Source organism: Marinobacter sp. DUT-3, from assembly GCF_050379435.1.
Taxonomy (GTDB): Bacteria; Pseudomonadota; Gammaproteobacteria; order Pseudomonadales; family Oleiphilaceae; genus Marinobacter.
On sequence record NZ_JBNRMG010000001.1, the window covers coordinates 311,062 to 335,272 of the forward strand.

Here is a 24,211-nt window from a genome sequence, read left to right on the forward strand (position 1 = left end):
TCCGTGTCGCAGAATTAATCTTGGGGACATCGTTTTCGGTGTTTAAGTGTGGGCGGTAGCGACTGTTTGTCAGGAAAGGAGGGGGCGGGTTTTGCGCACGATGGTGGTTGGCCTGTTATTGGGGTTCGCGATTTTGTTGCTGGTCGACGAGACCACCCGAGGGCAGGGCGCGCTGGATCTGTCCCTTACCGAAGCTGAGCTGGCGTGGATCGGCCAGCGGGTGTTCCAGAATGAATGCGCCGGCCGGCAGGAGTGCCTTGTGCACTGGAACGAGGGCGAGGCATTTCCTTCGCTCGGCATTGGGCATTTCATCTGGTATCCGGAGGGGGTCGACGAACGATTTGTCGAGAGCTTTCCAGCGCTGGTCTCCTTTATGAAAGAGCGCTCAGTGCCTGTGCCTGAGTGGCTCGAACAAGCAGCGCCCTGGCCGGACCGGGTCGCATTCCAGAAAGTGGCGGACAGCCCCGGGGTTGAAGCGTTGCGTCGGTTCCTGGCCGAAACCAAGGGGCTCCAGGCGGAGTTTATCCTGCAGCGGGCCCGCTCTTCTTTGAAGGCTGTTGTTGCGACGGCGCCAGAGGGGGAGCGGTCACAGATCCGTGAGCGTCTTGCGGCTTTGATTTCCACGCCGGGTGGTGCCTATGCCCTGCTGGATTACGTGAATTTCAAAGGGGAAGGGCTGTCCGCTGCCGAAGCCTATCGTGGAGAAGGGTGGGGGTTGCTACAGGTGTTACGGGCGATGTCCGGAGCGGATGACGGTACGGTGCTGGAGCAATTCCGGAGCGCGGCCGCGACAGTGCTGACCCGGCGGGCCAACAATGCCAGCGATCCCATCGAGAAAGAGCGCTGGCTACCTGGCTGGCTCAAGCGGCTCGACACCTACCGGGAGCCGCCTGAGTCCGTGCTATGACCGCCTTTCTCAGAGCGGCTGCTTGTCCAGTACGGGTTCCTTTCCGGGCTCAACGCTGAGCCACCAGACATGCCTATCCCAGTCGCCCAGCACAATGCGTTTGGCCGGCTTGCCATTGGCTTCCAGCTGATGCTCCGCAGGGCGATGGGTGTGGCCATGGATCAGTCGTTGCACACCGTGCTCTTCCATCACCTTGACCACCTCTTCCGGGGTGACGTCCATGATGAACTCTTCCTTGCCCTGGTTTTTCGCCATGCTGATCTCCCGTAACTGACGGGCCATCTGCTGGCGGTCTTCCAGGGGGCGCTGGAGGATCATCTGCTGCCATTGCGGGTTGCGCATGTTCTCGCGGAACTTCTGGTATTCCACGTCGGCAGTGCACAGGCTGTCACCGTGCATCAGCAGGGTGGGGGTGCCATATAGATCGACCACAGTGGGGTCGTCCAGCAGTGTGGCCCCGGCGCGAGCGCAAAAGTCCTCACCAATCAGGAAGTCACGGTTGCCGTGCATCAGGAAAATGGCGGTGCCGCTGTCGCTGAGGGCTTTCAGCGCCTGGGCAATCTGTTCCTGCAGCGGGGTGCGTTCATCGTCCCCGATCCAGGCCTCAAAGAAATCCCCCAGAATGTAGAGTTGTTCCACACCCCGGGCACGATTTTCCAGAAACCCGAGAAATGCATTGGTGATGTCCGGCCTGGACTCCTCCAGGTGAAGGTCGGAAATGAACAGCGTGGTCACGCCGCGCCTCCGTCTTCGACTACCTCCGCCTTTTCGATCACCACGTCTTCGGCGGGAACGTCCTGATGGCCGGCACGCATGGTGGTGCGTACGGCGCGGATGGCGTTCACCGTGTCCATGCCGTCAACGACCTTGCCGAACACGCAGTAGCCCCAGCCTTCTGCATTCTTTGCGGTGTGGTCCAGAAAGCCGTTGTTTTCCACGTTAATAAAGAACTGGGCCGTCGCGGAGTGTGGGTCCATGGTGCGGGCCATGGCCACGGTGCCCTGCATGTTGCTGAGCCCGTTGTCGGCCTCATTCTGGATCGGCTCCCGGGTTTTGCGTGGTGTCATGCCCGGCTCGAATCCGCCGCCCTGAACCATGAAGTTGCTGATAACACGATGAAAAATCAGTCCGTCATAGAAGCCGTCACGCACATACTGCTCGAAATTCTTGGCGGTTTCCGGGGCTTTTTCGTAGTCCAGTTCCAGTGTGATGTCACCGTGGGAGGTTTTCAGCAGAATCATCAGGGTTTCCTGTTCAGAAGGTTGAATATCGATAGAGGACACATTGTACTGAAGAGTTTCTGCGTGTGCATGAGTTAGGGCAGTATTTGTGAGTATAATACGCGGTTTCAGATCCACTCCCTTTTAACTAGAGAACCTATGAGCGCCGAGTCGAAGAAAGCCCATAACTTTATCCAGAGCCTGATCGAAGACGCGATTGCCAAAGGCGAGCACACCGGCCAGGTGGTGACGCGGTTCCCGCCGGAGCCCAACGGCTACCTGCACGTCGGGCATGCCAAGTCCATTTGCCTGAACTTTGGTATTGCCGACACCTTTGGTGGTGAGTGCAACCTGCGTTTTGATGACACCAATCCCGAGAAGGAATCCCAGGAGTACATTGATGCCATCAAGCAGGATGTGGAGTGGCTGGGCTACACCTGGGGCGGCGAGGTCCGTTATGCCTCTGATTACTTCGATACCATCTATAACTTTGCCGAAGAGTTGATTACCAAGGGCAAGGCGTACGTGTGCGCGCTGACGGCGGACCAGATGGCGGAATTCCGGGGTTCCCTGAAGACTCCGGGCAGAGACAGTCCCTACCGCGACCGTCCGATCGACGAGAGTTTGCAGCTGTTCCGCGATATGCGCGATGGCAAATACCAGAATGGTGAGCTGGTGCTGCGGGCCAAGATTGATATGGCGTCTCCCAACATCAACCTGAGGGATCCGATTCTGTACCGCATCCGCTACGCGGACCATCACCAGACCGGTGACAAGTGGTGCATCTACCCGATGTACGACTTCACCCACCCGATTTCCGATGCCATGGAGGGGGTCACCCATTCCCTGTGCACACTGGAGTTCGAGGATCATCGGCCGCTCTACGACTGGGTGCTGGAGAACATTTCCGCTCCGTGCCAGCCCCGGCAGATTGAGTTCGCACGGCTGAACCTGAATTACACCATCACCTCCAAGCGCAAGCTCAAGCGCCTGGTGGATGAAGGCTTTGTGGACAGCTGGAACGACCCGCGCATGCCCACCATTTCCGGTATGCGCCGCCGCGGCTACACGCCGGAATCCATCCGCACCTTCTGCGACATGATCGGCGTCAATAAGGCGGGCGGCACCGTGGATGTGGGCATGCTGGAACACGCCATCCGTGAGGATCTCAACACCCGTGCGCCTCGCGCTATGTGTGTGATGCGACCGTTGAAGGTTACCCTGACCAACTATCCGGCGGACAAGACTGAAACCCTGGTGTTGCCGGTTCATCCGCAAAACCCGGACATGGGGGAGCGGGAAGTGACCTGGAGCCAGACGCTCTATATTGATCGCGAGGACTTCGTCGAGGAACCGCCCCGCAAGTGGAAGCGTCTGGCGCCGGATCAGGCGGTCCGCCTGCGTGGCGGTTATGTCATGACCTGCCGTGAGGTTATCCGGGATGACAGCGGTGAGATCGTCGAACTCAAGTGCGAATACGATCCGAACACCCTGGGCGTGAATCCGGAAGGCTACAAGCCGAACGGGGTGGTTCACTGGGTGTCTGCCACGGACAGTGTCGAAGTCGACATTAACCAGTACGACCGGTTGTTCAACCACGAATCTCCGGACAGCGACAAGGACGGTGATTTCGTCGATCATATCAACCCGGAATCCCTGGTGCGCCTGCGCGGTGCCCGCGCCGAGAAAGGGTTGGCGGAGCCTCTTACGGATCTGCCGTACCAGTTTGAGCGTGAAGGTTATTTCTTCTGTGACAAGGAGCAAACCGAAAGCGCCGGTCGTCCGGTGTTCAACCGCACCGTAACGCTTCGTGATTCCTGGGGTAAGGGGGGCAAGTGATTCGTATACACAACACGCTCACGCAGCAAAAGGAAGAGTTCAAACCCATCGAGCCGGGCAAGGTGCGCATGTATGTGTGCGGCATGACCGTGTACGACTACTGCCACCTGGGCCACGCCCGGGTGCTGGTGGCTTTCGATGTGATCACCCGTTACTTGCGCCATCGTGGTTATGACGTGCACTACGTGCGCAACATTACTGATATTGATGACAAGATCCTGCGCCGGGCGGATGAGAACGGTGAGGTTTATACCGACCTGACCGAACGCATGATCGCGGCGATGCACGAGGACGAGGCCCGCCTGGGGGTACTCTCGCCGACGGAAGAGCCCCGCGCCACGGCTTACATCGATGAGATCATTGCGATGATCCACAAGCTGGTCGCCAGTGGCCACGCCTATGCGGCGGATAATGGCGATGTTTACTTTGCTGTCGAGTCATACAAAGACTACGGCAAGCTCAGCAAGAAAAAGCTGGAAGACCTGGTGGCCGGTGCCCGGGTGGATGTGCAGGAAGCCAAGCGCAGCCCGGCGGATTTCGCCTTGTGGAAAGCCGCGAAGCCGGGCGAGGTAAGCTGGGAGTCTCCCTGGGGGGATGGCCGGCCGGGCTGGCACATCGAGTGTTCGGCGATGTCCAACTGCTGCCTGGGTGAAACCTTCGATATCCACGGTGGTGGGCCCGATCTGCTGTTCCCGCACCATGAGAACGAAATCGCCCAGTCAGAATGCGCTAACGGCCATACCTTCGTGAACACCTGGATGCACGCGGGTGCCATCCGGGTGAACAAGGAGAAGATGTCCAAATCCCTGGGCAACTTCTTCACCATCCGCGAGATACTGGAGAAGTACCCGCCGGAGATCGTGCGTTACTTCCTGGTGTCCAGCCACTACCGCAGTCAGGTGGATTACTCGGAAGAGAGTCTGGCGGAGGCCGGTCGCACTCTTACGAAGCTTTACCATGCCCTGCGTGGGATCGTTCCGGCCAAGGATGTGGCGGAAAACGAGCACGACAAGCGTTTCGAAGAAGTTATGGATGATGATTTCAACACCGCCGGAGCCATAGCCGTGCTCCATGCCGTGGCCAATGAAATCAATCAGCACCGTCGAGAAGGTGAGGAAGAGGAGGCCAGACAGGCGGCGGCCGTGCTGGTCCGTCTCGGCGGCGTGCTGGGGCTCTTGCAGCAGGACCCGGAAGCCTTCTTCCAGGCGGACACCGGTGGAGAGCTGACCGCCGGGGAGATCGAGGCCATGATTCAGGCCCGGGCGGAGGCTCGCAAGGCAAAAAACTTCGCCGAAGGTGATCGTATCCGCGACGAACTGGCGGAGAAAGGCATCATTCTTGACGATTCTCGCGAAGGAACGACCTGGCGCCGGGGCTGACCTTGTACGGATTTTCCCGTACAATCCGGCGCTCACTTAGAAACAACTCCCCTGTCAGAGGGAGTCGGGAAATTAACCCACTGAGGCATACAACGATGACAGAACGCGTACAAGTCGGCGGCATTCAGGTCGCGAAGAATCTGTATGATTTCGTGAACAACGAAGCGATTCCGGGAACCGGAGTTGATGCAGACAAATTCTGGGCTGAATTCGACAAGATCGTGAACGAGCTGGCGCCGCGTAACCGCGAACTGCTGGCCAAGCGCGATGCCATTCAGGAAAAGATGGACAGCTGGAACCGTGACCACAAGGGTCAGAAGCTGGACATGGCCGAGTACAAATCTTTCCTGAAGGACATCGGCTACCTGGTTGACGAGCCGGGCGAGTTCAAGATTTCCACTTCCAATGTGGATCCGGAAGTCGCCACCATGGCTGGTCCGCAGCTGGTGGTTCCGATCATGAACGCCCGCTTTGCCCTGAACGCGGCCAATGCTCGCTGGGGCAGCCTGTACGACGCGCTGTATGGCACCGATGCCATCTCCGAAGAAGGTGGCGCTGACAAGGGTCGCGGCTACAACCCGGTCCGCGGCGCCAAGGTTATCGAGTTTGCCCGCAACCTGCTGGACAGCTCTGCTCCGCTGGCTTCCGGCAGCCACAAGGATGCCGCCAAGTATCTGGTTGAGGCTGGCAAGCTGGTGGTCAAGCTGCAGAACGGCGAAACCACTGGTCTGAAAGACGAAGCCGGTTTTGTTGGCTACACCGGCGCCGCTGATGCGCCCACCGGTGTGCTGCTGGTCAAGAACGGCATGCACTTTGAAATCCAGATTGACGCCAGCCACCCGATCGGTAAAGACGACGGCGCCAACGTGAAAGACGTGCTGATGGAGTCCGCGCTGACCACCATCATGGACTGCGAAGATTCTGTTGCTGCCGTTGATGCGGACGACAAGGCCCTGGCTTACCGCAACTGGCTCGGCCTGATGAAGGGCGACCTGCAGGAAACCTTCGAGAAGGGCGGCGAGCAGTTGACCCGTAAGATGAACGCTGATCGCGATTACACTGCACCTGACGGCGGCGAGCTGAGCCTGAAGGGTCGCAGCCTGATGTTCATCCGTAACGTGGGTCACCTGATGACCAACCCGGCCGTTCTGCTGAACGACGGCAACGAGATTCCGGAAGGCCTGATGGATGGTCTGATCACGTCCCTGATCGCCATTCACGATCTGAAGGGCAACGGCAAGTTCCAGAACAGCACTACCGGTTCCATGTACATCGTGAAGCCGAAGATGCACGGTCCGGAAGAAGTGGCGTTCACCAACGAATTCTTCGGTCGTGTTGAAGATGCACTTGGTCTGCCGCGCTTCACCCTGAAAGTCGGCATCATGGACGAAGAGCGTCGTACCACTGTCAACCTGAAAGCCTGTATCCATGCTGCCAAAGAGCGTGCGGTCTTCATCAACACCGGCTTCCTGGATCGTACTGGTGACGAAATCCACACCTCCATGGAGCTGGGTCCGTTTATCCGTAAGGGGCCAATGAAGCTGGCAACCTGGATCAACGCGTACGAGCAGTGGAACGTGGACATCGGTCTGGAAACCGGTTTCCGTGGTGTGGCACAGATTGGTAAGGGCATGTGGGCCATGCCGGATCTGATGGCCGGCATGCTGGAAGCCAAGATCGGTCATCCGAAGGCTGGCGCCAACACCGCCTGGGTACCGTCACCGACCGCTGCTACCCTGCACGCGACCCATTACCATCAGGTATCGGTGGCGGACATCCAGAAAGAGCTGGAGAGCCGCACCCGCGCCAACCTGGACGACATCCTGACCGTGCCGGTCATGGACGATCCGAAGTCGCTGTCTGCTGAAGATGTTCAGCAGGAACTGGACAACAACGCCCAGGGCATCCTTGGTTACGTTGTGCGCTGGATCGACCACGGCGTTGGTTGCTCCAAGGTGCCGGACATCAATGATGTGGGTCTGATGGAAGACCGCGCTACCCTGCGGATTGCTTCCCAGTTGCTGTCCAACTGGCTGTACCACGGTATTTGCTCGGAAGAGCAGATCATGGAAACCATGAAGCGCATGGCGGCCGTAGTCGACAAGCAGAACGCTGCTGACCCGTCGTACCGCCCGATGGCCGGAAACTTTGATGACAGCATTGCCTTCCAGGCAGCGCTGGATCTGGTTCTGAAAGGCCGCGAGCAGCCGAATGGCTACACCGAGCCGCTTCTGCACGCTTACCGCCTGAAGGCGAAGGCCAAGTACGGCCAGTAAGTTTAGCCGTATAAAAAAAGCCCCGCTTTCGAGCGGGGCTTTTTTGTGGAAGTAACCTTCAGGTCTTGGTCGGATTAGCGAAGCGTAATCCGACAGAACCGCAGGCTTAGTCCTTATGCAGCTCATTCGCCGCGTACAGGGTATTCTCCAGCAGCGTCGCAATGGTCATCGGTCCTACACCGCCGGGCACCGGCGTAATATAGGCGGCACGTTCTGCTGCGACCTCAAAATCCACATCACCCCGCAACTTGCCGTCCTCCATGCGATTGATGCCCACATCAATCACCGTGGCCCCGGGTTTCACCCATTCGCCTTTGATAAGGCCGGGTTTGCCCACGGCGGCAATCAGGATATCGGCTTCGCCGACAAACTTCTCCAGGCTTGGGGTGAAGCGGTGGCAGATTGTAGTGGTGGCGCCTTTTAGCAGCAGTTCCATGGTCATGGGGCGGCCGACAATGTTGGATGCGCCGACAATGACCGCGTGCTGGCCCTTGTAGGGTGTGTCGATGCTGTCCAGCAGGGTAATGACTCCCGCCGGTGTGCAGGGGCGGAGAGCCGGTTTGCGCTGTACCAGGCGGCCAATGTTGTAGGGGTGGAAGCCGTCCACGTCCTTGTCGGGGCGAATCTTGAGCAGAATCGGGTCAGCGTCAAGATGGGCTGGCAGCGGCAGCTGTACGAGAATGCCGTCTACGGCCGGGTTGTCGTTGAGCTCATCTACCAGCGCTTCCAGGGTTTCCTGGGAGGTGTCTTCCGGAAGGTCATAGGATAGGGAGAGGATGCCCGCCTCGTCGCATGCCTTGCGCTTGTTGCCGACATATACCTGCGAGGCGGCGTCGTTGCCGACCAGAACCACTGCAAGCCCGGGGGCTCTCAGTCCTTGCTGTTTGCGGGTTTCCACGCCGGCGGCAACCTGCTGGCGAACCTTGGCGGCAATCTCTTTTCCATTGATCAGTTTGGCGCTCATGTCTCTGTCTTGTCGGTTGGGCAAAAATGAAGGCTGCGCATTGTCTCATGCTTCCGCCAGAACTCCAATTGGCCGCATGCCTGAGGGGGAGGGCAGGGAACTTATTCTGGGCGCATCGGTCATTTAATTCGTTGCCGCTTCAAACAATTTCCAAATCCGTGTTGACGGCAAGGGTCGGCGCCGGTAATATGCGCGCCAACTTTGCTGAGGCACTTGTTGTTCAGTTCAGACGGGGTATAGCGCAGTCTGGTAGCGCGCCTGCTTTGGGAGCAGGATGTCGGGAGTTCGAATCTCTCTACCCCGACCACTTTTCTGGATATTCAGGTGGGCGAACGGTCAAGCGCCCGTAGCTCAGCTGGATAGAGCACCCGCCTTCTAAGCGGGTGGTCGCAGGTTCGAGTCCTGCCGGGCGCGCCATAAAGTCGTCGGCTTGGTCCGCACCGGGGTCGCCGAACCAGCAAAGTTGATGTGAAGATGTGAGTGCCGAAAGGCATGATCCAATGTGGTGGACGTAGCTCAGTTGGTAGAGCTCAGGATTGTGACTCCTGCGGTCGAGGGTTCGAACCCCTTCGTCCACCCCACTTTTCCTTCAGAGTTGATTTCCGCGTTTGTTGAGTTTCATGATGACGGTAGTCGTCGGTAATTCTGCATTCTGTTGTGCGAGAGTGGCGGAACTGGTAGACGCGCTGGATTTAGGTTCCAGTGGGGCAACCCGTGAGAGTTCGAGTCTCTCCTCTCGCACCACCCCCCCCTTTCTTTTTTGTATTTCGTCCCCACCTTTGTCGTTACAAAGTCAGAATGTCGACGCGACTGCTGAAAGTGCCTGTGACAGGTGATTCTCTCGGCGGGGCAAACCGTGATAAACTACCGGCTTTTAATTTTCGGTCCTTTTGCGGGAAACCGCCCGGGGACGGACTTTTAGGTTTAATTTCATTCACATACTGAACCTGTAATTTGAGGATCTTCCATGCAAGTGTCTGTTGAAACGACCTCCAACATCGAGCGTCGCATGACGATTGGTGTGCCCGCCCAGGAAATTGATCAGGCGGTCCAGAAACGCCTGCAGGAAACTGCCCGTACTGTACGCCTGAACGGTTTCCGTCCGGGTAAGGTGCCCATGAGCGTGGTCAAGCGTCGTTTCGGTGCCAGTGTTCGCCAGGAAGTTGTTGGCGAGGTTATGCGTGATACCTACATCAAGGCACTGCAGGAGCAGGACATCAATCCGGCGGGCTGGCCGAACCTTGAGCCGACCGTGATGGAAGAGGGCAAGGATCTGGAATTCGTTGCCACGTTTGAAGTTCTGCCGGAAATCGAACTGGGCGATCTGAGCAAGATCTCCGTTGAGAAGCTGACCTCCGAAATTACCGACAAGGATATCGACAACATGATCGATAACCTGCGTCGTCAGCAGGCCACCATGAAGGAAGTGAAGCGCAAGTCCAAGAACAAGGATATTGTGACCATCGACTTCAAAGGCTTCATCGATGGTGAGGAATTCGAAGGTGGTGCGGCTGAAGGGCACCGTCTGACCCTGGGTTCCGGCCAGATGATCCCGGGTTTCGAGAAGGGCATTGTCGGCGGCAAGACCGGTGAGGACCTGGAAATCGAGGTAACCTTCCCGGAGGACTACCAGAATGAAGATCTGGCGGGTAAGCCGGCCAAGTTTGAAATCAAGATTCACAAAGTTGAAGAGCCGCAGCTGCCGGAACTGAATGAAGAATTCTTCAAGAAGTTTGGCATTGAGGCTGAAGACGAAGCCACTTTCCGTGAGGAAGTGAAGAAGAACATGGAGCGTGAGCTCAAGCAGGCTGTTTCAAACAAGGTCAAGAACGACGTGGTCGATGGCCTTCTGGAAACCACCGAGCTGGATATTCCGGCTGCCCTGGTTGACCAGGAAATTGATCGCCTGCGCCAGGATGCGGTTCAGCGTTTCGGTGGCCAGGTTGATTTCCAGCAGCTGCCCAAGGAAATCTTTGAAGAGCAGGCCAAGCGTCGCGTGAAGACCGGCCTGCTGTTCCAGGAAGTGGTCAAGAAGAACGACCTGAAAGCCGATCCGGCCAAGGTTGACGAGAAGATTCAGGAAATCGCGTCAACGTATGAACAGCCGGAAGAAGTGGTTGCCCATTTCAACAGCAACCCTGAGCAGAAGTCCCAGATCGAGTCTTCCGTATTGGAAGACCTGGTTGTGGACCATGTGCTCGAGCAGGCCAAGGTCAAGGAAAAGAAGGTCAAGTACGAAGAAGCCGTTCAGGCAGGTCAGCCTCAGCAGGGCTGATTGCTTCGGGACCCTGAATTGGAGTCCCGTTGGCCGAAAAGGGAAAACAGCCGGCATGTCCGGCTGTTTTCATCTTGGCCCGGTGCTGGCAGAGTATAGGGTGTAGAACACTGATAACGCAGTGGCCAGAGGCCACGACCTCATTGTCCAGAAGGAGTTCAGGCGCATCATGACGCAAAAACCTATTGATGGTCCCGCAATGGTAACCAGTTCCGGTCTGGTTCCGATCGTTATTGAGCAAACCGCTCGCGGTGAGCGTTCCTTTGATATCTACTCCCGGTTGCTCAAGGAGCGGGTAATCTTCATGGTGGGTCCGGTCGAGGACCACATGGCCAACCTGATCGTGGCGCAGCTGCTGTTCCTGGAATCTGAAAACCCGGACAAGGACATCCATCTGTATATCAACAGTCCCGGTGGTTCAGTGACCGCGGGTATGTCCATCTACGACACCATGCAGTTTATCAAGCCGGACGTGGCCACGCTGTGCGTAGGGCAGGCCGCCAGTATGGGGGCATTCCTGTTGGCTGGTGGCGCCGAGGGCAAGCGTGCGTGTTTGCCGAATTCCCGGGTGATGATTCATCAGCCGCTGGGCGGCTATCAGGGCCAGGCAACCGATATCGAGATCCACACCCGTGAGATCCTGAAGATCCGCCACACCCTGAATTCCATCCTTGCGCACCATACGGGGCAGGACCTCGATACTATTGCCAAGGACACCGATCGGGACAACTTTATGGATCCTCAACAGGCGAAAGACTATGGCCTGATTGATTCTATACTTGATAAGCGCGTGCCGAATAAATAATACTGAAGGTAATCGCATCATCCTTGGCCGGCGTATTAGCCAGTAACGCCGGCAAACCAAGATCAGAGGTATTTCAATGGCAGATGAAAGAAACGGCAAGGGCGACGATAACGGCAAGTTGCTCTACTGCTCGTTTTGTGGAAAGAGCCAGCATGAAGTCCGTAAGCTCATTGCAGGGCCCTCGGTGTTCATCTGCGACGAGTGCGTTGACCTGTGCAATGACATTATCCGCGAAGAAATTCAGGAGAATACGCAGGAAGAAGCCAGTGATCGTCTTCCGACACCTGCTGAGATCCGCGACACTCTGAATGAATATGTCATCGGACAGGATCGTGCCAAGGTTGTGCTTTCGGTCGCTGTCTATAACCACTACAAGCGTCTGCGCTATGGCGAAGGCAAGGCTGAGGTGGAGCTGGGCAAGAGTAACATTCTGCTGATTGGCCCGACCGGTAGCGGTAAGACCCTTCTTGCCGAGACCCTGGCGCGCATGCTGAACGTACCGTTCACCATTGCGGACGCTACTACTTTGACCGAAGCCGGTTACGTGGGTGAAGACGTTGAGAACATCATCCAGAAGCTGCTGCAGAAGTGCGATTATGACGTAGACAAGGCCCAGCGCGGCATTGTGTACATTGATGAAATCGACAAGATTTCACGCAAGTCTGACAACCCGTCCATTACCCGGGACGTTTCCGGTGAGGGCGTGCAGCAGGCGCTGCTGAAACTGATAGAAGGCACGGTTGCCTCGGTGCCGCCCCAGGGTGGTCGGAAGCATCCCCAGCAGGAGTTCCTGCAGGTGGACACCGGTAACATGCTGTTTATCTGTGGTGGTGCGTTTGCCGGTCTGGACAAGGTGATTCAGGAGCGTTCCGAGCGCAGCAGCATTGGTTTCTCTGCGACGGTCAAAGGTCCGGACGACACCAAGAACACCGGCGACATCATCAAGGATGTCGAAACGGAAGATCTGGTGAAGTACGGCCTGATTCCGGAATTCGTTGGCCGTTTGCCGGTTGTGGCAACGTTGACGGAGCTGGATGAAGAGGCGCTGGTCGAGATTCTGACAGAGCCGAAGAACGCGCTGACCAAGCAGTACCAGAAGCTGTTCGACATGGAAGGCGTGGAGCTGGATTTCCGTGAGGATGCGCTGAGGGCGGTTGCCCGCAAGGCCATGGTGCGGAAAACCGGTGCCCGGGGATTGCGCTCCATCATGGAGGCGACCCTGCTGGAAACCATGTACCAGATTCCATCCGAGCATGATGTCACCAAAGTGGTTATCGACGAGAGCGTGATCAGCGGCGATTCCGAGCCGTTCAAGATCTACGCTGGCAGTGACCACGCCAAGGCGGTTCCCGAGGACTGATTCAGTCCCGGGGATTCCCGTCAGCAATAAAAAGGGGCGATTTCGCCCCTTTTTATTCTTCTGTAACCCGCTTTTCCCGCCCTGTTTCGTTTCGTAAAAACATTGCAATTTTTGCCGATGCCCCAATCATGGGTGATATGCTGAAAGAAACATCGTCAGAGGATTCCTTATGACCCGGATACCCGAAGAGTCTGTGCACGAATACCCGCTGCTTCCCCTGCGTGATGTGGTGGTGTTTCCGCACATGGTCGTTCCGCTGTTTGTGGGACGCGAAAAATCCATCCAGGCGCTGGAAGCCGCAATGGAGGGCAGCAAGGAGATCCTGCTGGTCGCACAACGGGATGCCTCTACCGATGAGCCGGGCCCCGAAGATGTGTTCGATATGGGCACACTGGCGACTGTATTGCAGATGCTGCGCCTTCCGGACGGGACGGTGAAAGTCCTGGTTGAAGGTAATGCCCGGGCGACACTGAGCGGCATTGTCGAGGGCGATTACCTGTCCGGCAAGGCGCTCATGATGGATGAAGATACGCTGCCGGAGCGTGAAGAAGACGTTCTGGTCAAAACCCTGATGGATGAGTTTGAAAAGTACGTCAAACTGTCCAAGAAGGTGCCTTCCGAGGTCTCCAACGCGTTGACCGGGATCACCGATGTCGAGCGCCTGGCAGACACCATGGCGGCTCACCTGGAAATGCGCATCCCGGAAAAGCAGGAGCTGCTGGAAGCTCTTGATGTGAGCAAGCGCGTTGACCTGTTGCTGGGCAAGCTGGACGGCGAGATCGACCTGATCGAGGTTGAAAAGCGTATCCGTGGCCGCGTCAAAAAGCAGATGGAGCGTAGCCAGCGCGAGTATTACCTCAATGAACAAATGAAGGCTATCCAGAAGGAAATGGGTAACCTGGGCGAGGGTAACAACGACTTCGAAGAGCTTGAGCAGAAGCTTGAGGAAGCCGGCCTGCCGGAAGAGGCCCGCAAGAAGACGGAAGTCGAGTTGAACAAACTCAAGATGATGTCACCGATGTCGGCCGAGGCCACGGTGGTGCGCGGTTACATCGACTGGATGCTGGCGGTGCCCTGGAAGAAGCGCAGCCGCGTTCGTCATGATATCGAGAAGGCTCGCGAGATCCTCGACAGGGACCACTACGGTCTGGATGAGGTCAAGAAGCGCATTCTGGAATACCTCGCGGTACAAAGCCGGGTGAAGAAGGTGAAGGGCCCCGTGCTGTGTCTGGTTGGCCCTCCCGGTGTAGGTAAAACCTCGTTGGGCCAGTCCATTGCCCGTGCGACTAACCGTAAGTACACCCGCATGGCGCTGGGTGGTGTGCGTGACGAGGCGGAAATCCGTGGTCACCGCAAGACGTACATTGGCGCTTTGCCAGGCAAGCTGCTCCAGAAGCTGTCCAAGGTCGGGGTGAAGAACCCGCTCTTCCTGTTTGACGAGATCGACAAGATGGGTATGGACCATCGCGGCGATCCCGCGTCGGCACTGCTGGAGGTGCTGGACCCGGAGCAGAACCACACCTTTAACGACCATTACCTGGAAGTGGACTACGACCTTTCGGATGTCATGTTCGTGTGTACGTCCAACTCCATGGATATTCCGTCCGCGCTGCTGGATCGCATGGAGATCATTCGCATCCCGGGTTACACCGAGGACGAAAAGGTCAATATCGCCCTGCGCTACCTGCTGCCCAAGCAGATCAAGGCCAACGGTCTGCGCAAGGATGAGCTCACGATTCCCGAGGAGACCCTGCGGGACCTGATCCGCTATTACACCCGGGAAGCCGGTGTACGCGGCCTGGAGCGTGAGATTGCGAAGATCTGCCGCAAGGTTGTGCGTGAACACGTGGAAAGTGGCGAGAAGGTCTCTGTGACGCTCTCTCCGGAGGTGTTGGAAGACTATTCCGGTGTCAAACGGTTCAAGTACGGGCTGGCGGAAGAAACCAACCAGATCGGTCAGGTGACTGGCCTGGCGTGGACTCAGGTTGGCGGTGAATTGCTGACTATTGAGTGTGCCCTGACCAAGGGTAAGGGGCGCGTGGTGAAAACCGGTTCCCTGGGTGACGTCATGCAGGAGTCCATCCAGACGGCGCTGACGGTGGTCAGAAGCCGGGCGCCCGGACTGGGGATCGCGGATGATTTTCACGAAAAGCACGATTTGCACGTGCACGTTCCCGAGGGCGCGACACCAAAAGATGGTCCCAGCGCCGGTATTGGCATGTGTACAGCACTGGTTTCTTCACTCACCAAAATTCCGGTGCGTGCCGATGTTGCGATGACGGGTGAAATCACCCTGCGTGGCCGCGTCCTGCCCATTGGCGGCCTCAAGGAGAAGCTGCTGGCGGCCCATCGGGGCGGTATCAAGACCGTGGTTATCCCGGATGAAAATGTTCGTGATCTCAAAGAGATACCGGACAATATCAAGGAATCACTGGAGATCATTCCGGCGAAATGGATTGATGAGGTTCTGGATGTCGCGCTGGCTTATTCGCCAGAGGCGAGAGCTGCGGATTCGTCTCCCGAAACCGGATCCGGGAAACCGAGGGACGATGATTCCGATACTGCTGAGCGCATAAATACACATTAAACCCTTGATGAGTTGTTGACACGCCGGAGAGCCCATTGGTATAACTGTTTCGCCGTGAAGCAGCCAATACCAAGGGCTCCCGCGCAGTAAGTGCCTATTCCGAACACCGGTTAACAACCGAAAGGAATAAGAAAACTGAAGAATGGAATTCTCTGACCGCTTATGCGATAGTCGAGAACGTCCGAGAAAAAACAAACCAACCTATAACATCTTCAACCTGAAATCGAAGGGGTTTAGTGTGAACAAGTCCGAACTAATCGATGCAATTGCAGAGTCCGCAGATATCTCCAAAGCCGCCGCTGGCCGTGCTCTGGATGCAATGACCAACTCCATCACCGGTGCCCTGAAAAAAGGCGATCAGGTAACTCTGATCGGTTTTGGTACCTTCTCCGTAAAAGAGCGTGCTGCCCGTACTGGTCGCAACCCGCAGACTGGTGCCGAGATCAAGATTCCGGCCTCCAAAGTGCCTGGGTTCAAGGCAGGTAAGGCCCTGAAAGACTCCGTTAAGTAAACGGTTCTTTCTCTGGCGGCGCCGGTCATGCGGGTGCTGCCGGAGCGGTTGGCCCGGGGTCAACTCCGACGCCAGCCAGCTCCAGATGAATTCAAGGCGCATTCCGGACAGGATGCGCCTTTTTACGTTAAGCCTCTTAAATTTCGTCATCTCACGACAAGAATCAGCTCGACTTTGATCAGGGATCCGGGAGAAACATGCTTCAAGATATTCGGGAAAATGCCCAGGGCACCATTGCCAAAATCATCATCGGTCTTTTGATCGTTTCACTCTCCATCTGGGGGATGGATGCAATCGTTGGTGGATTTTCCGGCGAGCCCGAAGTGGCTACCGTAAACGGAGAAGACATCACCGAGCGCGAGTTCCTGCGTGTTGTGCAAATGGAAGGTCAGCGTCGTCTGTCCGAGATGGAGAATCCCGATCCTTCCCTGCTTGATGAAGACCGGATTCGCCGCGATGTGCTCGAGTCGCTGATTCAGCAGCAAGTGCTGATTCAGGACGCCAATGCCCAGGGGCTGGCGCTGTCGGACGAGGACATTGATTCCCTGATTACCCAGATGCCGCAGTTCCAGGTCGATGGCACGTTCAACCGTGACCGTTTCGTGGCTGCCGTTCGCAATATGGGCATGGGCGTGGGTGAGTTCCGTGAAGCCATGCGCAAGCAGTACGTGGTCAACCAGATTCGTGCCGGGATCGCCCAGAGCGGGGTGGTAACCGATGAAAATGTTGCGCAGTTGCTGCGTATTCAGAATCAGACCCGTGATTTCCGGATGCTGACGGTGTCTGCCGAGACCGTTCGTGACGGCGTAGAAGTGAGCGATGCCGAGATCGAAGCCTATTACCAGGACAATATCGATCAATATCGCCTGCCGGAGCGGGTGGACGCTGAATACATCGCGCTTTCCCTGGAAGCCCTGGCAGAAACCGTTGAGGTCAGCGACGAGGACCTTGAGGCCTACTACAAGCAACAGGCATCAGAATTGGCAAGCGAGGAGCGTCGCGCAGCCCATATCCTGATCGAGGACGGCGAGAGCGCGTCTGAGACGATGTCTGAGATTCAGGAGCGCCTGGAGTCCGGCGAAGACTTTGCCGATCTGGCCGAAGAGTTCTCTGTTGACACCCTGTCGGCGGAACAGGGTGGCGATCTGGGTTTTGCGGAACGCGGCATCTATGACGAGGCTTTTGAGGAAGCGCTGTTTGCCCTGGAAAAGGGGGAGATCTCCGAGCCGGTGGAAACCAGCTTCGGGGTGCACCTGATCAAGCTGCTGGATGTTCGTAGCTCCGAGGTGCCGCCACTTGAGGAAATGGAAGCTGAGTTGCGCCGTGAGCTGGCACAGAGCCAGGCCCAGGATCGCTTTGCCGAGGTCCGCACCCAGCTGGCCGACTCTGCCTATGCGGCCGACGATCTCAACGCGCCGGCGCAGGAGCTGGGGCTGGAGATCCGCGAAACGGAAGGTGTTACCCGGGATGGCGGCGACGCGCCCTTTGACCACGCCGGCCTGGTTCGCCAACTGTTTTCCGACGATGTCCTGAAGGATCGTTTCAACACCGAACTGATTGGAGTTGGTGACAATGTGTCGGTGGTTGCCCGCGTGAAGACTTATTACGAAGCCGAGGAGCAACCTCTGGAAGCCGTGCGTGACGAGATTCGTATGGCGCTGCTCGAACAGAAGACCCGGGAAGCACTGAGAGAGCGTGCGGATACCCTGATTGCCGAGCTGGAGTCTGGCAAGAAGCCCGAAGAGATGGGTGTGGGTGACTGGCAGTCTTATGAAGATCAGCCGCGAAACAACCCCATGCTTGGGGGCGCGATCATGTCCGGCGTCTTTTCTCTCGAACGTCCGGAAGGCGACCAAGCGGTCTTTGGCTCGGTCCTGTCGGATGACGGCATCGCCATTATTGCCCTTGAAGCGGTGAATGAAAGGGACGCGAGCCGGGAAGGGGAGGAGTTCAGCCAGCTTCGTAACTTCCTGGCGTCACTGGAAGGCCAGCGAGAATACCGGGCTTATCAGCAATACCTCCGGGAGAGCGCTGAAGTCGAGCGCCAGTAAACGAAAAAGGCACCCGTCAAACGGGTGCCTTGATAGCGTAACTATCTGCTGAATACGGCGACGGACAGCCCGGGCACTGTGAAGGTGCCGCTCGCTGCCGCGGCGCTTGCCGTCGGTGACGTGTCAGTCATCACTGTGAAGGTGCCACTCAGGCCGGTGTCCAGGGATTGCTCTGATCCGGTGCCGTTGATAACCACCACAATCTGGTCGACATCGCTGTCCAGGTCGGCCAGCCCGTTATCCGGGCCGTCGTCCAGGCTGAACAGAATCACGCCGGGTAGCTGATCAGCCCCGGTGTTGTGGAAGCTCAGGCGCTCGCTGACCTGTTCAGCCGTTTGCAGCCGGAATAGCTCGCTCTGGCTGCGCACCGACAGCAGTTTCTCCACCTGTTCACGGGTGTAGCTGATTTCGCCCGGTGTGGGGCCGGTCGCAAACTGGCCGATGATCTCGGTAATCAGTTCCCAGTTGGTGCCATCCTTGTCCTGCCGGGGCAGGCCGCGATTCCAGGCGGTTTCCTGGTAGCTGAAGTCCACCTCGTTGAACCAGTCTCCGGAATCGTAGCTGTCCCGCTCCATGGATTTGGAGCGCAGCAGCTCCGAGCCCATATGGATGAACGGAATACCCTGGCTGAGAATGGGCACCGACAGACCGACCACCTGCATCTGGGCGCGCTCCTGGCGTGTGGTGGCAAAATCGGCCTTGTACTGGTTGTTGTCCCAGAGTGTCTGGTTGTCGTGCTTGGATACGTAGTTGATGATTTCCTGAGGGTCGGCGGTGTAACCGGCGTTCTGGCCGTTGTAGTCGATCTCCGCGCCAGTTCTGGTGGCCCCGTCCGCCGTCACCAGAGGGTAGTTGCTCAGGCTGCCGGCAATGCCGATACGAATCCAGTCGCTGATCTGCAGCAGACGCTCCTTCTCCGCGTCACTTCCGCTGTTGCGATCGTTGGGAATGCTGAACAGTCCGTTGGCAAAGCCCTGATTGGCCCGCAGGGCATCACCGCCGTCGAACGGGCCGCCTCCACGCACAGCATCGCGCAATCGATCATTGAATGAGCCGATACCGGTACCCGCCATGTTGGGCTGGATGGCATTGACGCCGCGAGTGTTATTGGCCACCTCGCCAAAGTTCCAGGCCTCGCCGTAGAAGTAAGTATCCGGATCAACCGCTTTCACTGCATTCAGCGCTTTCTCCATATTGGACAACATGTGGTGACCCATCAGGTCGAATCGGAAGCCGGAGATGCTGTACTCGGAAGTCCAGGTCACCAGGGAGTCAACCATCAGTTTTTCCATCATCCGGTGCTCGGATGCGGTATTTTCACAGCAGGTGGACTGCTCAACCATGCCGGTTCGGGGGTTCTGGCGGTGGTAGTAGCCGGGCACCAGCTTGTCCAGTACCGACTTTTCCGCCAGTCCGGACGCATTGGTGTGGTTGTAAACCACGTCCAGAACCACATTCAAGCCAAGCTCGGTCGCCGCCTGTACCATCTGGCGGAACTCCAGAATCCGGGTTACGCCGTCGGCATCCGAGGCATAGCTGCCCTCCGGAACAGTGTAATGGACCGGGTCGTAGCCCCAGTTGAAGCTGTCCAGGCCGCGGAACGTTCCGTACAGCGCCTGGGCATCACCGGTTGTCGGGTCGAATGACTCCAGTACCGTGCGGACGGTGTTTCCGCTGTTGCAGTGGCCGGCGTAGTTTTCCGCTGCCTCATCCGACAGGTCGCAGAGCTTGCTGAAATCATCGTCCAGGTTGACGACCTCCGCCGGGTTTTCGTTGACCGTGGCGATATCAAACGCCGGCAACAGGTGGAGGTGGGTGATGCCCGCATTCGCCATGGCTTCAAGGTGAGCAATGCTATCGCTGGCGGTTTCCGTGAACGCCGCGTACTTGCCACGGTTGGCTGCGGCCACCGTTTCATCCGTGGCGCTGAAATCCCGAATATGGGTTTCGTACACCACGACGTCTTCCGGGGCTTGCATGGGCGGTGTGCTCAGGCTGTCCCAGTTGGCCGGTTTCAGATCGCTGTCATCCAGGTTGACCACCTGCGCATACACGCCATTTTCTGACAGGCTGAGGGCGTAAGGGTCCGAGGTCATCGTGGTTTCGATGGCATCGGTGCGCGGATGGTATACCGTCACCTCGTACTGGTAGAACTTGCGATCAACCTCCGCGGTGTTGCCGGTGTGCTCCCAGACACCATTGTTGCGTGTCATGTCGACAGGGTAGCCGCTGACCATGCTGCCGTCGGCGTTGAATACGTGCAAGCGCATGCTTTGTGCCGTTGGCGCCCACACGGCAAAGTCGGTGTCGGCGCCGTTAACCGTCGCGCCCAGGGAGCCATCGTAGGCGTACAGATCATCCAGTACACCGGGAATTTGCACGCGCGTGGCGGATACCAGTTCATCGTCACTGTTATAGGCGCCGGCTACCAGTTGGCTGCGCAAGGCCTCCGTCCGGGTTTGCGCATCTGTATCCACGGAATAGGCAGGCCAGCCTGCCAGGTGGGGGAAGGCCTGTTCCAGCTCGGGCGACAGGGTTGTGGCGCTCAGTTGGATGGTGGTTCCGTTTTGAAGGGTCTTGTCGGCATCATCGACGGTGATACCCGCGCTGGCATCGTAACGGAGCTCTGCCTGGGCTGCGCTACCGGTGTCCGCAAACACCAGGGTGTTGGCATCCAGCCAGTGTGCCCTGGCGCCATCGATGGTCAGGCCCTCGGCTTCAATCGGGTCGGGGGATAACAACTCACTGCCACTGAGCGTAAAGATGCGGTTGCCCAGGGCATCAAAGTGCCAGCGCTTGTTGTCATCGCCCAGATCCTTTTCATCACCCTTGTGCATGATGAAGTTGATGCAGTCTCCGCCATCGCGCATGGGGATGATGTAGTAGGCCCCGTAAGTGTCATTGACGCCGCTATAGGTGTGCGGGTCGCTCCATTCCGTTGGCACGTCATCGGCCAGGCCGTCACAGCCGGACGCGGCGTCGTTCCACAGGTGCAGGCCCCAGCCGCTGTAATCACCTTCAGGACGTTTGTAGTAGAGAATTGCTTCGTTCTCACCGGGTTCCAGCAGAGCAGTTGAGTTTCCGCCTTCGCTATCGCCGGAGTCGGGAGAAGAGTTGCTGCTATCGTTGTTGCAGCCGACCAGAGCCAGTGAAAACACCAGGGCCCAGCCGCCTGCAACCAGTTTATGGTCAAGCATAACGAATATCCTTTTTCCATTGTTTTTGTTTGAAATGTGCTTTGCGCACCGACAATGCCAGAGCGCAAACGTCACGGTTTCATGGTTGCGTGAACCCGGGCAGGGCACATCCTTCGGAAGCAGACTTTTGGAGGCGTAGCTTGCGCGGCGTATGGGGAGGAGAAAGGGACGGGCAGATGTCCACAAAAAAGGGCCGGCTGATAAGCCGGCCCAAGGAGGTCCAACGAGAGAGTGTGGAGTTTAGAGCCTTACCACCAGGCTTCGATCTGGGCGCCGATCTGGATATCACCGTCGATACCCTCGCCACCGCGCGCGCCTTCAGCCTGATCACCGAAGAAGGCGGCTGCATAGGTGCGGATGACCGGGCGAGCCCAGTAACCGGGGCCTGCCTGCCATTGCTGGGCGATGGCAATTTTCTGCAGATCCTGGGATTCGGCATCCACGCCGTTGAACGTGACGTCGTCGTAGCCTACTTCGATCGCGGTGCTGCTGATCGGACTCCAGTTATAGGTCGGGCGAACCACCACGCTGATGCGTTCGGCATCATCCTGGGCTGAGTCAAAGGGCTTGCCTTGCTGGTACAGGGCGGAGTAACCCATTTCCCACTTATCACCCAGCTTGACCACGCCGTGGTCCAGAATGCGCCAGCTGCTTTCCAGGTAGCCTGCCACGTTGCCGTTGTCGACACGGCCGGGACCGCCGGCTTCAAAGCCGGTAAAGCCCATGGAGTCGGCGCCATACTGGACAACGAATTTGTTGAAGCCGCCCATGAAGCCTGATGCGAGTTCGGCGAGGAAGTGGTAGCCGTCCTCGTCTTCAATGCCAAGATCTTCCTGCTGTTCGGTCAGGTCCGCCATGGCGTAAACGCCGGCCAGCGTGAGAGTGCTGTCACCCAGTGGGAGGGCATATCGAAGATCGAACTTGTTGTTCTGGACGATCTCGGCAGTGTCGCCGTCGGGATTGTCGTGATTGACGTACGCTACGGACAGTTTGCCAGGCCCGGCGGAAATGTTTTCAACGCCGGCGCCGTAACCGGAGTTGTTCAGGTAGTACAGATCCAGGTGGTGGACATCCAGCCGCTGGTAGTAACGTTTGCCTGCCCAAAGGGTAGAGCCGGGCAGGGATTCAATGACGTTGTCACCGGCGATGTAGAGCTGGCGCAAGGCGATGTCGCCGCCGTCATAGCCGCCACCAACGTCGCTTCTTGAAAAGCTCTGAAAGTCATTGCCCTGGTCGCTCGCGCCATACGACACCATGGACTCGAACCGAAACGATCGGCCGTCCTCGTTGTAAAGCTCGTCGCCCAGGCTGATTTCTGCATAGGTGTCGCACTCATCGGCCAGACGTCCGACATAATGGCCTGTAGCGCCGTTGCCGAAGCAGGTCTGTTCACCGCCGCTGCCGAGGTTGGTAGAGCCGCCGGCCCGTGCATAGCCGTGAAAATCCACCGCTACGGCGGGTGTCGCCATGATGGCTGCCGTCACTGCCGCAGCCAGGGGGAGTTTTTGTGCAAGGAAGCGCTTATTGTTTTGCATCATAGGGTCCTGTGCTTTTTGTCTTTTTTGAATGTCAGGGAAGCGGAATCTCCGGTTGACGCATACTGTGAGCTGCCGTGTCCGGATCTGACTTCCGGTTCCCTCGATTGCAGCTTCTGCCAATCGGACATTGGGAAACCGGATTTCATAGTCCTGCAACATAGCGGTGGGTGCATCCTCCATGCCGGAGAAAAAGGGGGGGTAGTTTTCAGGGGGAGGAGGGGCGTAGAAGGATGAGCCCCTCAACCAATCGCTCTGCTACCTTATTGGCAGGGTTACTCCGATGGGAAGCGTGTTGGCTTCAGGCTTTCCTTGATTTTCTTCAGGTGGCCAAGAAAGTCCGCGCCGCGTTTGAGTGTGACGCCGGTTGCCAGGATGTCGATCACGGTCAGATGAATGATCCTTGAGGACATTGGCATGTAAACCTCGGTGTCTTCCGGGGCGGTTACCTCGAGTACGACGGTGCAGACATCGCCGAGGGGAGAGTCCGGATTGGTGATGCCGATAACGGTTGCCCCGTTTTCCCTGGCGATTCGTGCAATGTCCACGGTTTCTTTGGTGCGGCCAGTGTAGGAGATCATTACGATCACGTCACCGGTGGCTGAACCGGCAGCGACCATGCGTTGCATGAGTGCATCGTCGTAAGACATGACCGGAATGTTGAAGCGGAAAAACTTGTGCTGGGCGTCCAGGGCTACGGGTGCGGAGCCACCCATACCGAAGAAGTTGATCTGTTTCGCCTGAATCAGGTAATCAATCGCGGTTGCCAGGGCTTTGGGGTCCAGCGCCTGGCGCGCCTTGTCGAGACTCGCGATGGTGCTCAGCACGATCTTGTCCGCAAACTCGGCCACGGTGTCGTCTGGTTCGACATTCTGGCCGATATAGGGGGTGCCGGTGGCGATGCTCTGGGCCAGCCGGATCTTGAAGTCCGGAAAGCCGGTTGCGGAGAAGCCGCGGCAGAACCGGTTAACGGTGGGTTCGCTGACATCGGCTGCTCGGGCAAGCGCGGCAATGCTGTAGCGGGTTGCGGCGGTGGGATCGCGTAGGATGGCCTCGGCCACCTTGCGTTCGGACTTGTTTAGACTGTCCAGTCGCGCCTGGATGTCTTCAATCAGATTATCGTCGCGGTTCGCCTGGTTCGCAGCCATTAAAGGGTACTCCCTGAATCATCGGCGTTCGTGGTGATATTTTGCGCTGATTATACCGTGTTTTCAGCGATTATGCGGTAGTAAAAATATCAAAATATGGATTTTTTTCTTGGAATGACCGGATTTCGATGTCATTATTTGTTTAATATTACTACAT

At 57.5% G+C, this 24,211-nt stretch carries 16 protein-coding genes and 4 tRNA genes; 14 read left to right on the forward strand and 6 right to left on the reverse strand.

Translation table 11 applies throughout. The features are described 5' to 3' along the window. The first annotated feature begins 100 nt into the window (after nucleotides 1-100). Entirely contained in the window at nucleotides 101-907 is an 807-nt protein-coding gene (locus ACQUWM_RS01430; RefSeq protein WP_428921417.1) for a hypothetical protein, read from the forward strand. Nucleotides 908-916: 9 nt separating this feature from the next. Here ACQUWM_RS01430 and ACQUWM_RS01435 read toward each other — a convergent pair whose 3' ends face one another. After that, complete coding sequence (locus ACQUWM_RS01435; RefSeq protein WP_407001168.1) at nucleotides 917-1,642, reverse strand: UDP-2,3-diacylglucosamine diphosphatase; 726 nt, start codon at nucleotides 1,640-1,642, stop codon at nucleotides 917-919. After that, entirely contained in the window at nucleotides 1,639-2,148 is a 510-nt protein-coding gene (locus ACQUWM_RS01440; protein WP_407001169.1) for a peptidylprolyl isomerase, read from the reverse strand. The genes ACQUWM_RS01435 and ACQUWM_RS01440 overlap by 4 nt, the downstream gene beginning before the upstream one ends. A 138-nt stretch (nucleotides 2,149-2,286) precedes the next feature. On the opposite strand from ACQUWM_RS01440, the gene ACQUWM_RS01445 reads away from it, so the two are divergent. The 3 genes from ACQUWM_RS01445 to ACQUWM_RS01455 all read left to right on the forward strand — a co-directional run bounded on the left by ACQUWM_RS01445 (nucleotide 2,287) and on the right by ACQUWM_RS01455 (nucleotide 7,621). Then, entirely contained in the window at nucleotides 2,287-3,966 is a 1,680-nt protein-coding gene (locus ACQUWM_RS01445; protein ID WP_428920940.1) for a glutamine--tRNA ligase/YqeY domain fusion protein, read from the forward strand. Then, the gene (cysS, locus tag ACQUWM_RS01450) at nucleotides 3,963-5,345 is read left to right on the forward strand and encodes a cysteine--tRNA ligase (RefSeq protein WP_407001171.1); all 1,383 of its coding nucleotides are present in this window, start codon (nucleotides 3,963-3,965) and stop codon (nucleotides 5,343-5,345) included. The genes ACQUWM_RS01445 and cysS overlap by 4 nt, the downstream gene beginning before the upstream one ends. 95 nt (nucleotides 5,346-5,440) lie before the next feature. Then, nucleotides 5,441-7,621 carry a malate synthase G gene (locus ACQUWM_RS01455; RefSeq protein ID WP_428920941.1) on the forward strand — a complete coding sequence of 727 codons (2,181 nt, stop codon included), beginning with the start codon at nucleotides 5,441-5,443 and terminating at the stop codon, nucleotides 7,619-7,621. 106 nt (nucleotides 7,622-7,727) lie between these two features. Here the strand turns inward: ACQUWM_RS01455 and folD are convergent, their stop codons facing one another. After that, the gene (gene folD, locus ACQUWM_RS01460; protein WP_428920942.1) at nucleotides 7,728-8,585 is read right to left on the reverse strand and encodes a bifunctional methylenetetrahydrofolate dehydrogenase/methenyltetrahydrofolate cyclohydrolase FolD; all 858 of its coding nucleotides are present in this window, start codon (nucleotides 8,583-8,585) and stop codon (nucleotides 7,728-7,730) included. A 230-nt stretch (nucleotides 8,586-8,815) separates the two neighbouring features. Between folD and ACQUWM_RS01465 the strand changes: the two genes are divergently transcribed. The 10 genes from ACQUWM_RS01465 (at nucleotide 8,816) to ACQUWM_RS01510 (ending at nucleotide 18,174) form a co-directional block, all read left to right on the forward strand. After that, nucleotides 8,816-8,892, forward strand: a tRNA-Pro gene (locus ACQUWM_RS01465). A 33-nt stretch (nucleotides 8,893-8,925) separates the two neighbouring features. Next, nucleotides 8,926-9,002: transfer RNA gene (locus tag ACQUWM_RS01470), tRNA-Arg, on the forward strand. Between the two features lie 88 nt (nucleotides 9,003-9,090). Further along, nucleotides 9,091-9,166 (forward strand) — tRNA-His (locus ACQUWM_RS01475). 78 nt (nucleotides 9,167-9,244) lie between these two features. Then, a tRNA-Leu gene (locus ACQUWM_RS01480) sits at nucleotides 9,245-9,329 on the forward strand. 223 nt (nucleotides 9,330-9,552) lie between these two features. Next, nucleotides 9,553-10,860 (forward strand): trigger factor, encoded by a 1,308-nt coding sequence (gene tig, locus ACQUWM_RS01485; protein ID WP_407001174.1) that lies wholly within the window; start codon nucleotides 9,553-9,555, stop codon nucleotides 10,858-10,860. A 169-nt stretch (nucleotides 10,861-11,029) separates the two neighbouring features. Further along, nucleotides 11,030-11,665, forward strand: coding sequence for an ATP-dependent Clp endopeptidase proteolytic subunit ClpP (gene clpP, locus ACQUWM_RS01490; RefSeq protein WP_406984890.1), 636 nt, complete (start codon nucleotides 11,030-11,032; stop codon nucleotides 11,663-11,665). A 76-nt stretch (nucleotides 11,666-11,741) separates the two neighbouring features. Further along, nucleotides 11,742-13,025: an ATP-dependent Clp protease ATP-binding subunit ClpX gene (clpX, locus tag ACQUWM_RS01495; protein WP_407001175.1), complete on the forward strand. Its 1,284-nt coding sequence runs from the start codon at nucleotides 11,742-11,744 to the stop codon at nucleotides 13,023-13,025. Nucleotides 13,026-13,194: 169 nt separating this feature from the next. Then, nucleotides 13,195-15,612 (forward strand): endopeptidase La, encoded by a 2,418-nt coding sequence (lon, locus tag ACQUWM_RS01500; protein ID WP_407001176.1) that lies wholly within the window; start codon nucleotides 13,195-13,197, stop codon nucleotides 15,610-15,612. Between the two features lie 238 nt (nucleotides 15,613-15,850). Continuing rightward, the gene (locus tag ACQUWM_RS01505) at nucleotides 15,851-16,123 is read left to right on the forward strand and encodes an HU family DNA-binding protein (RefSeq protein WP_012135993.1); all 273 of its coding nucleotides are present in this window, start codon (nucleotides 15,851-15,853) and stop codon (nucleotides 16,121-16,123) included. A 197-nt stretch (nucleotides 16,124-16,320) separates the two neighbouring features. Next, nucleotides 16,321-18,174 carry a SurA N-terminal domain-containing protein gene (locus tag ACQUWM_RS01510; RefSeq protein WP_428920943.1) on the forward strand — a complete coding sequence of 618 codons (1,854 nt, stop codon included), beginning with the start codon at nucleotides 16,321-16,323 and terminating at the stop codon, nucleotides 18,172-18,174. 41 nt (nucleotides 18,175-18,215) lie between these two features. On the opposite strand, the gene pulA is transcribed toward ACQUWM_RS01510, so the two are convergent. From pulA to ACQUWM_RS01525, 3 genes are all read right to left on the reverse strand, one after another. Next, nucleotides 18,216-21,371, reverse strand: a complete 3,156-nt coding sequence (gene pulA, locus ACQUWM_RS01515; protein ID WP_428920944.1) for a pullulanase-type alpha-1,6-glucosidase — start codon at nucleotides 21,369-21,371, stop codon at nucleotides 18,216-18,218. A 248-nt stretch (nucleotides 21,372-21,619) separates the two neighbouring features. After that, a complete protein-coding gene (gene lamB, locus ACQUWM_RS01520) occupies nucleotides 21,620-22,906 on the reverse strand; it encodes a maltoporin LamB (RefSeq protein WP_407001180.1) in 1,287 nt (428 codons plus the stop codon). Nucleotides 22,907-23,181: 275 nt separating this feature from the next. Further along, nucleotides 23,182-24,054 (reverse strand): MurR/RpiR family transcriptional regulator, encoded by an 873-nt coding sequence (locus ACQUWM_RS01525; protein ID WP_407001181.1) that lies wholly within the window; start codon nucleotides 24,052-24,054, stop codon nucleotides 23,182-23,184. Nucleotides 24,055-24,211: the final 157 nt, after the last annotated feature.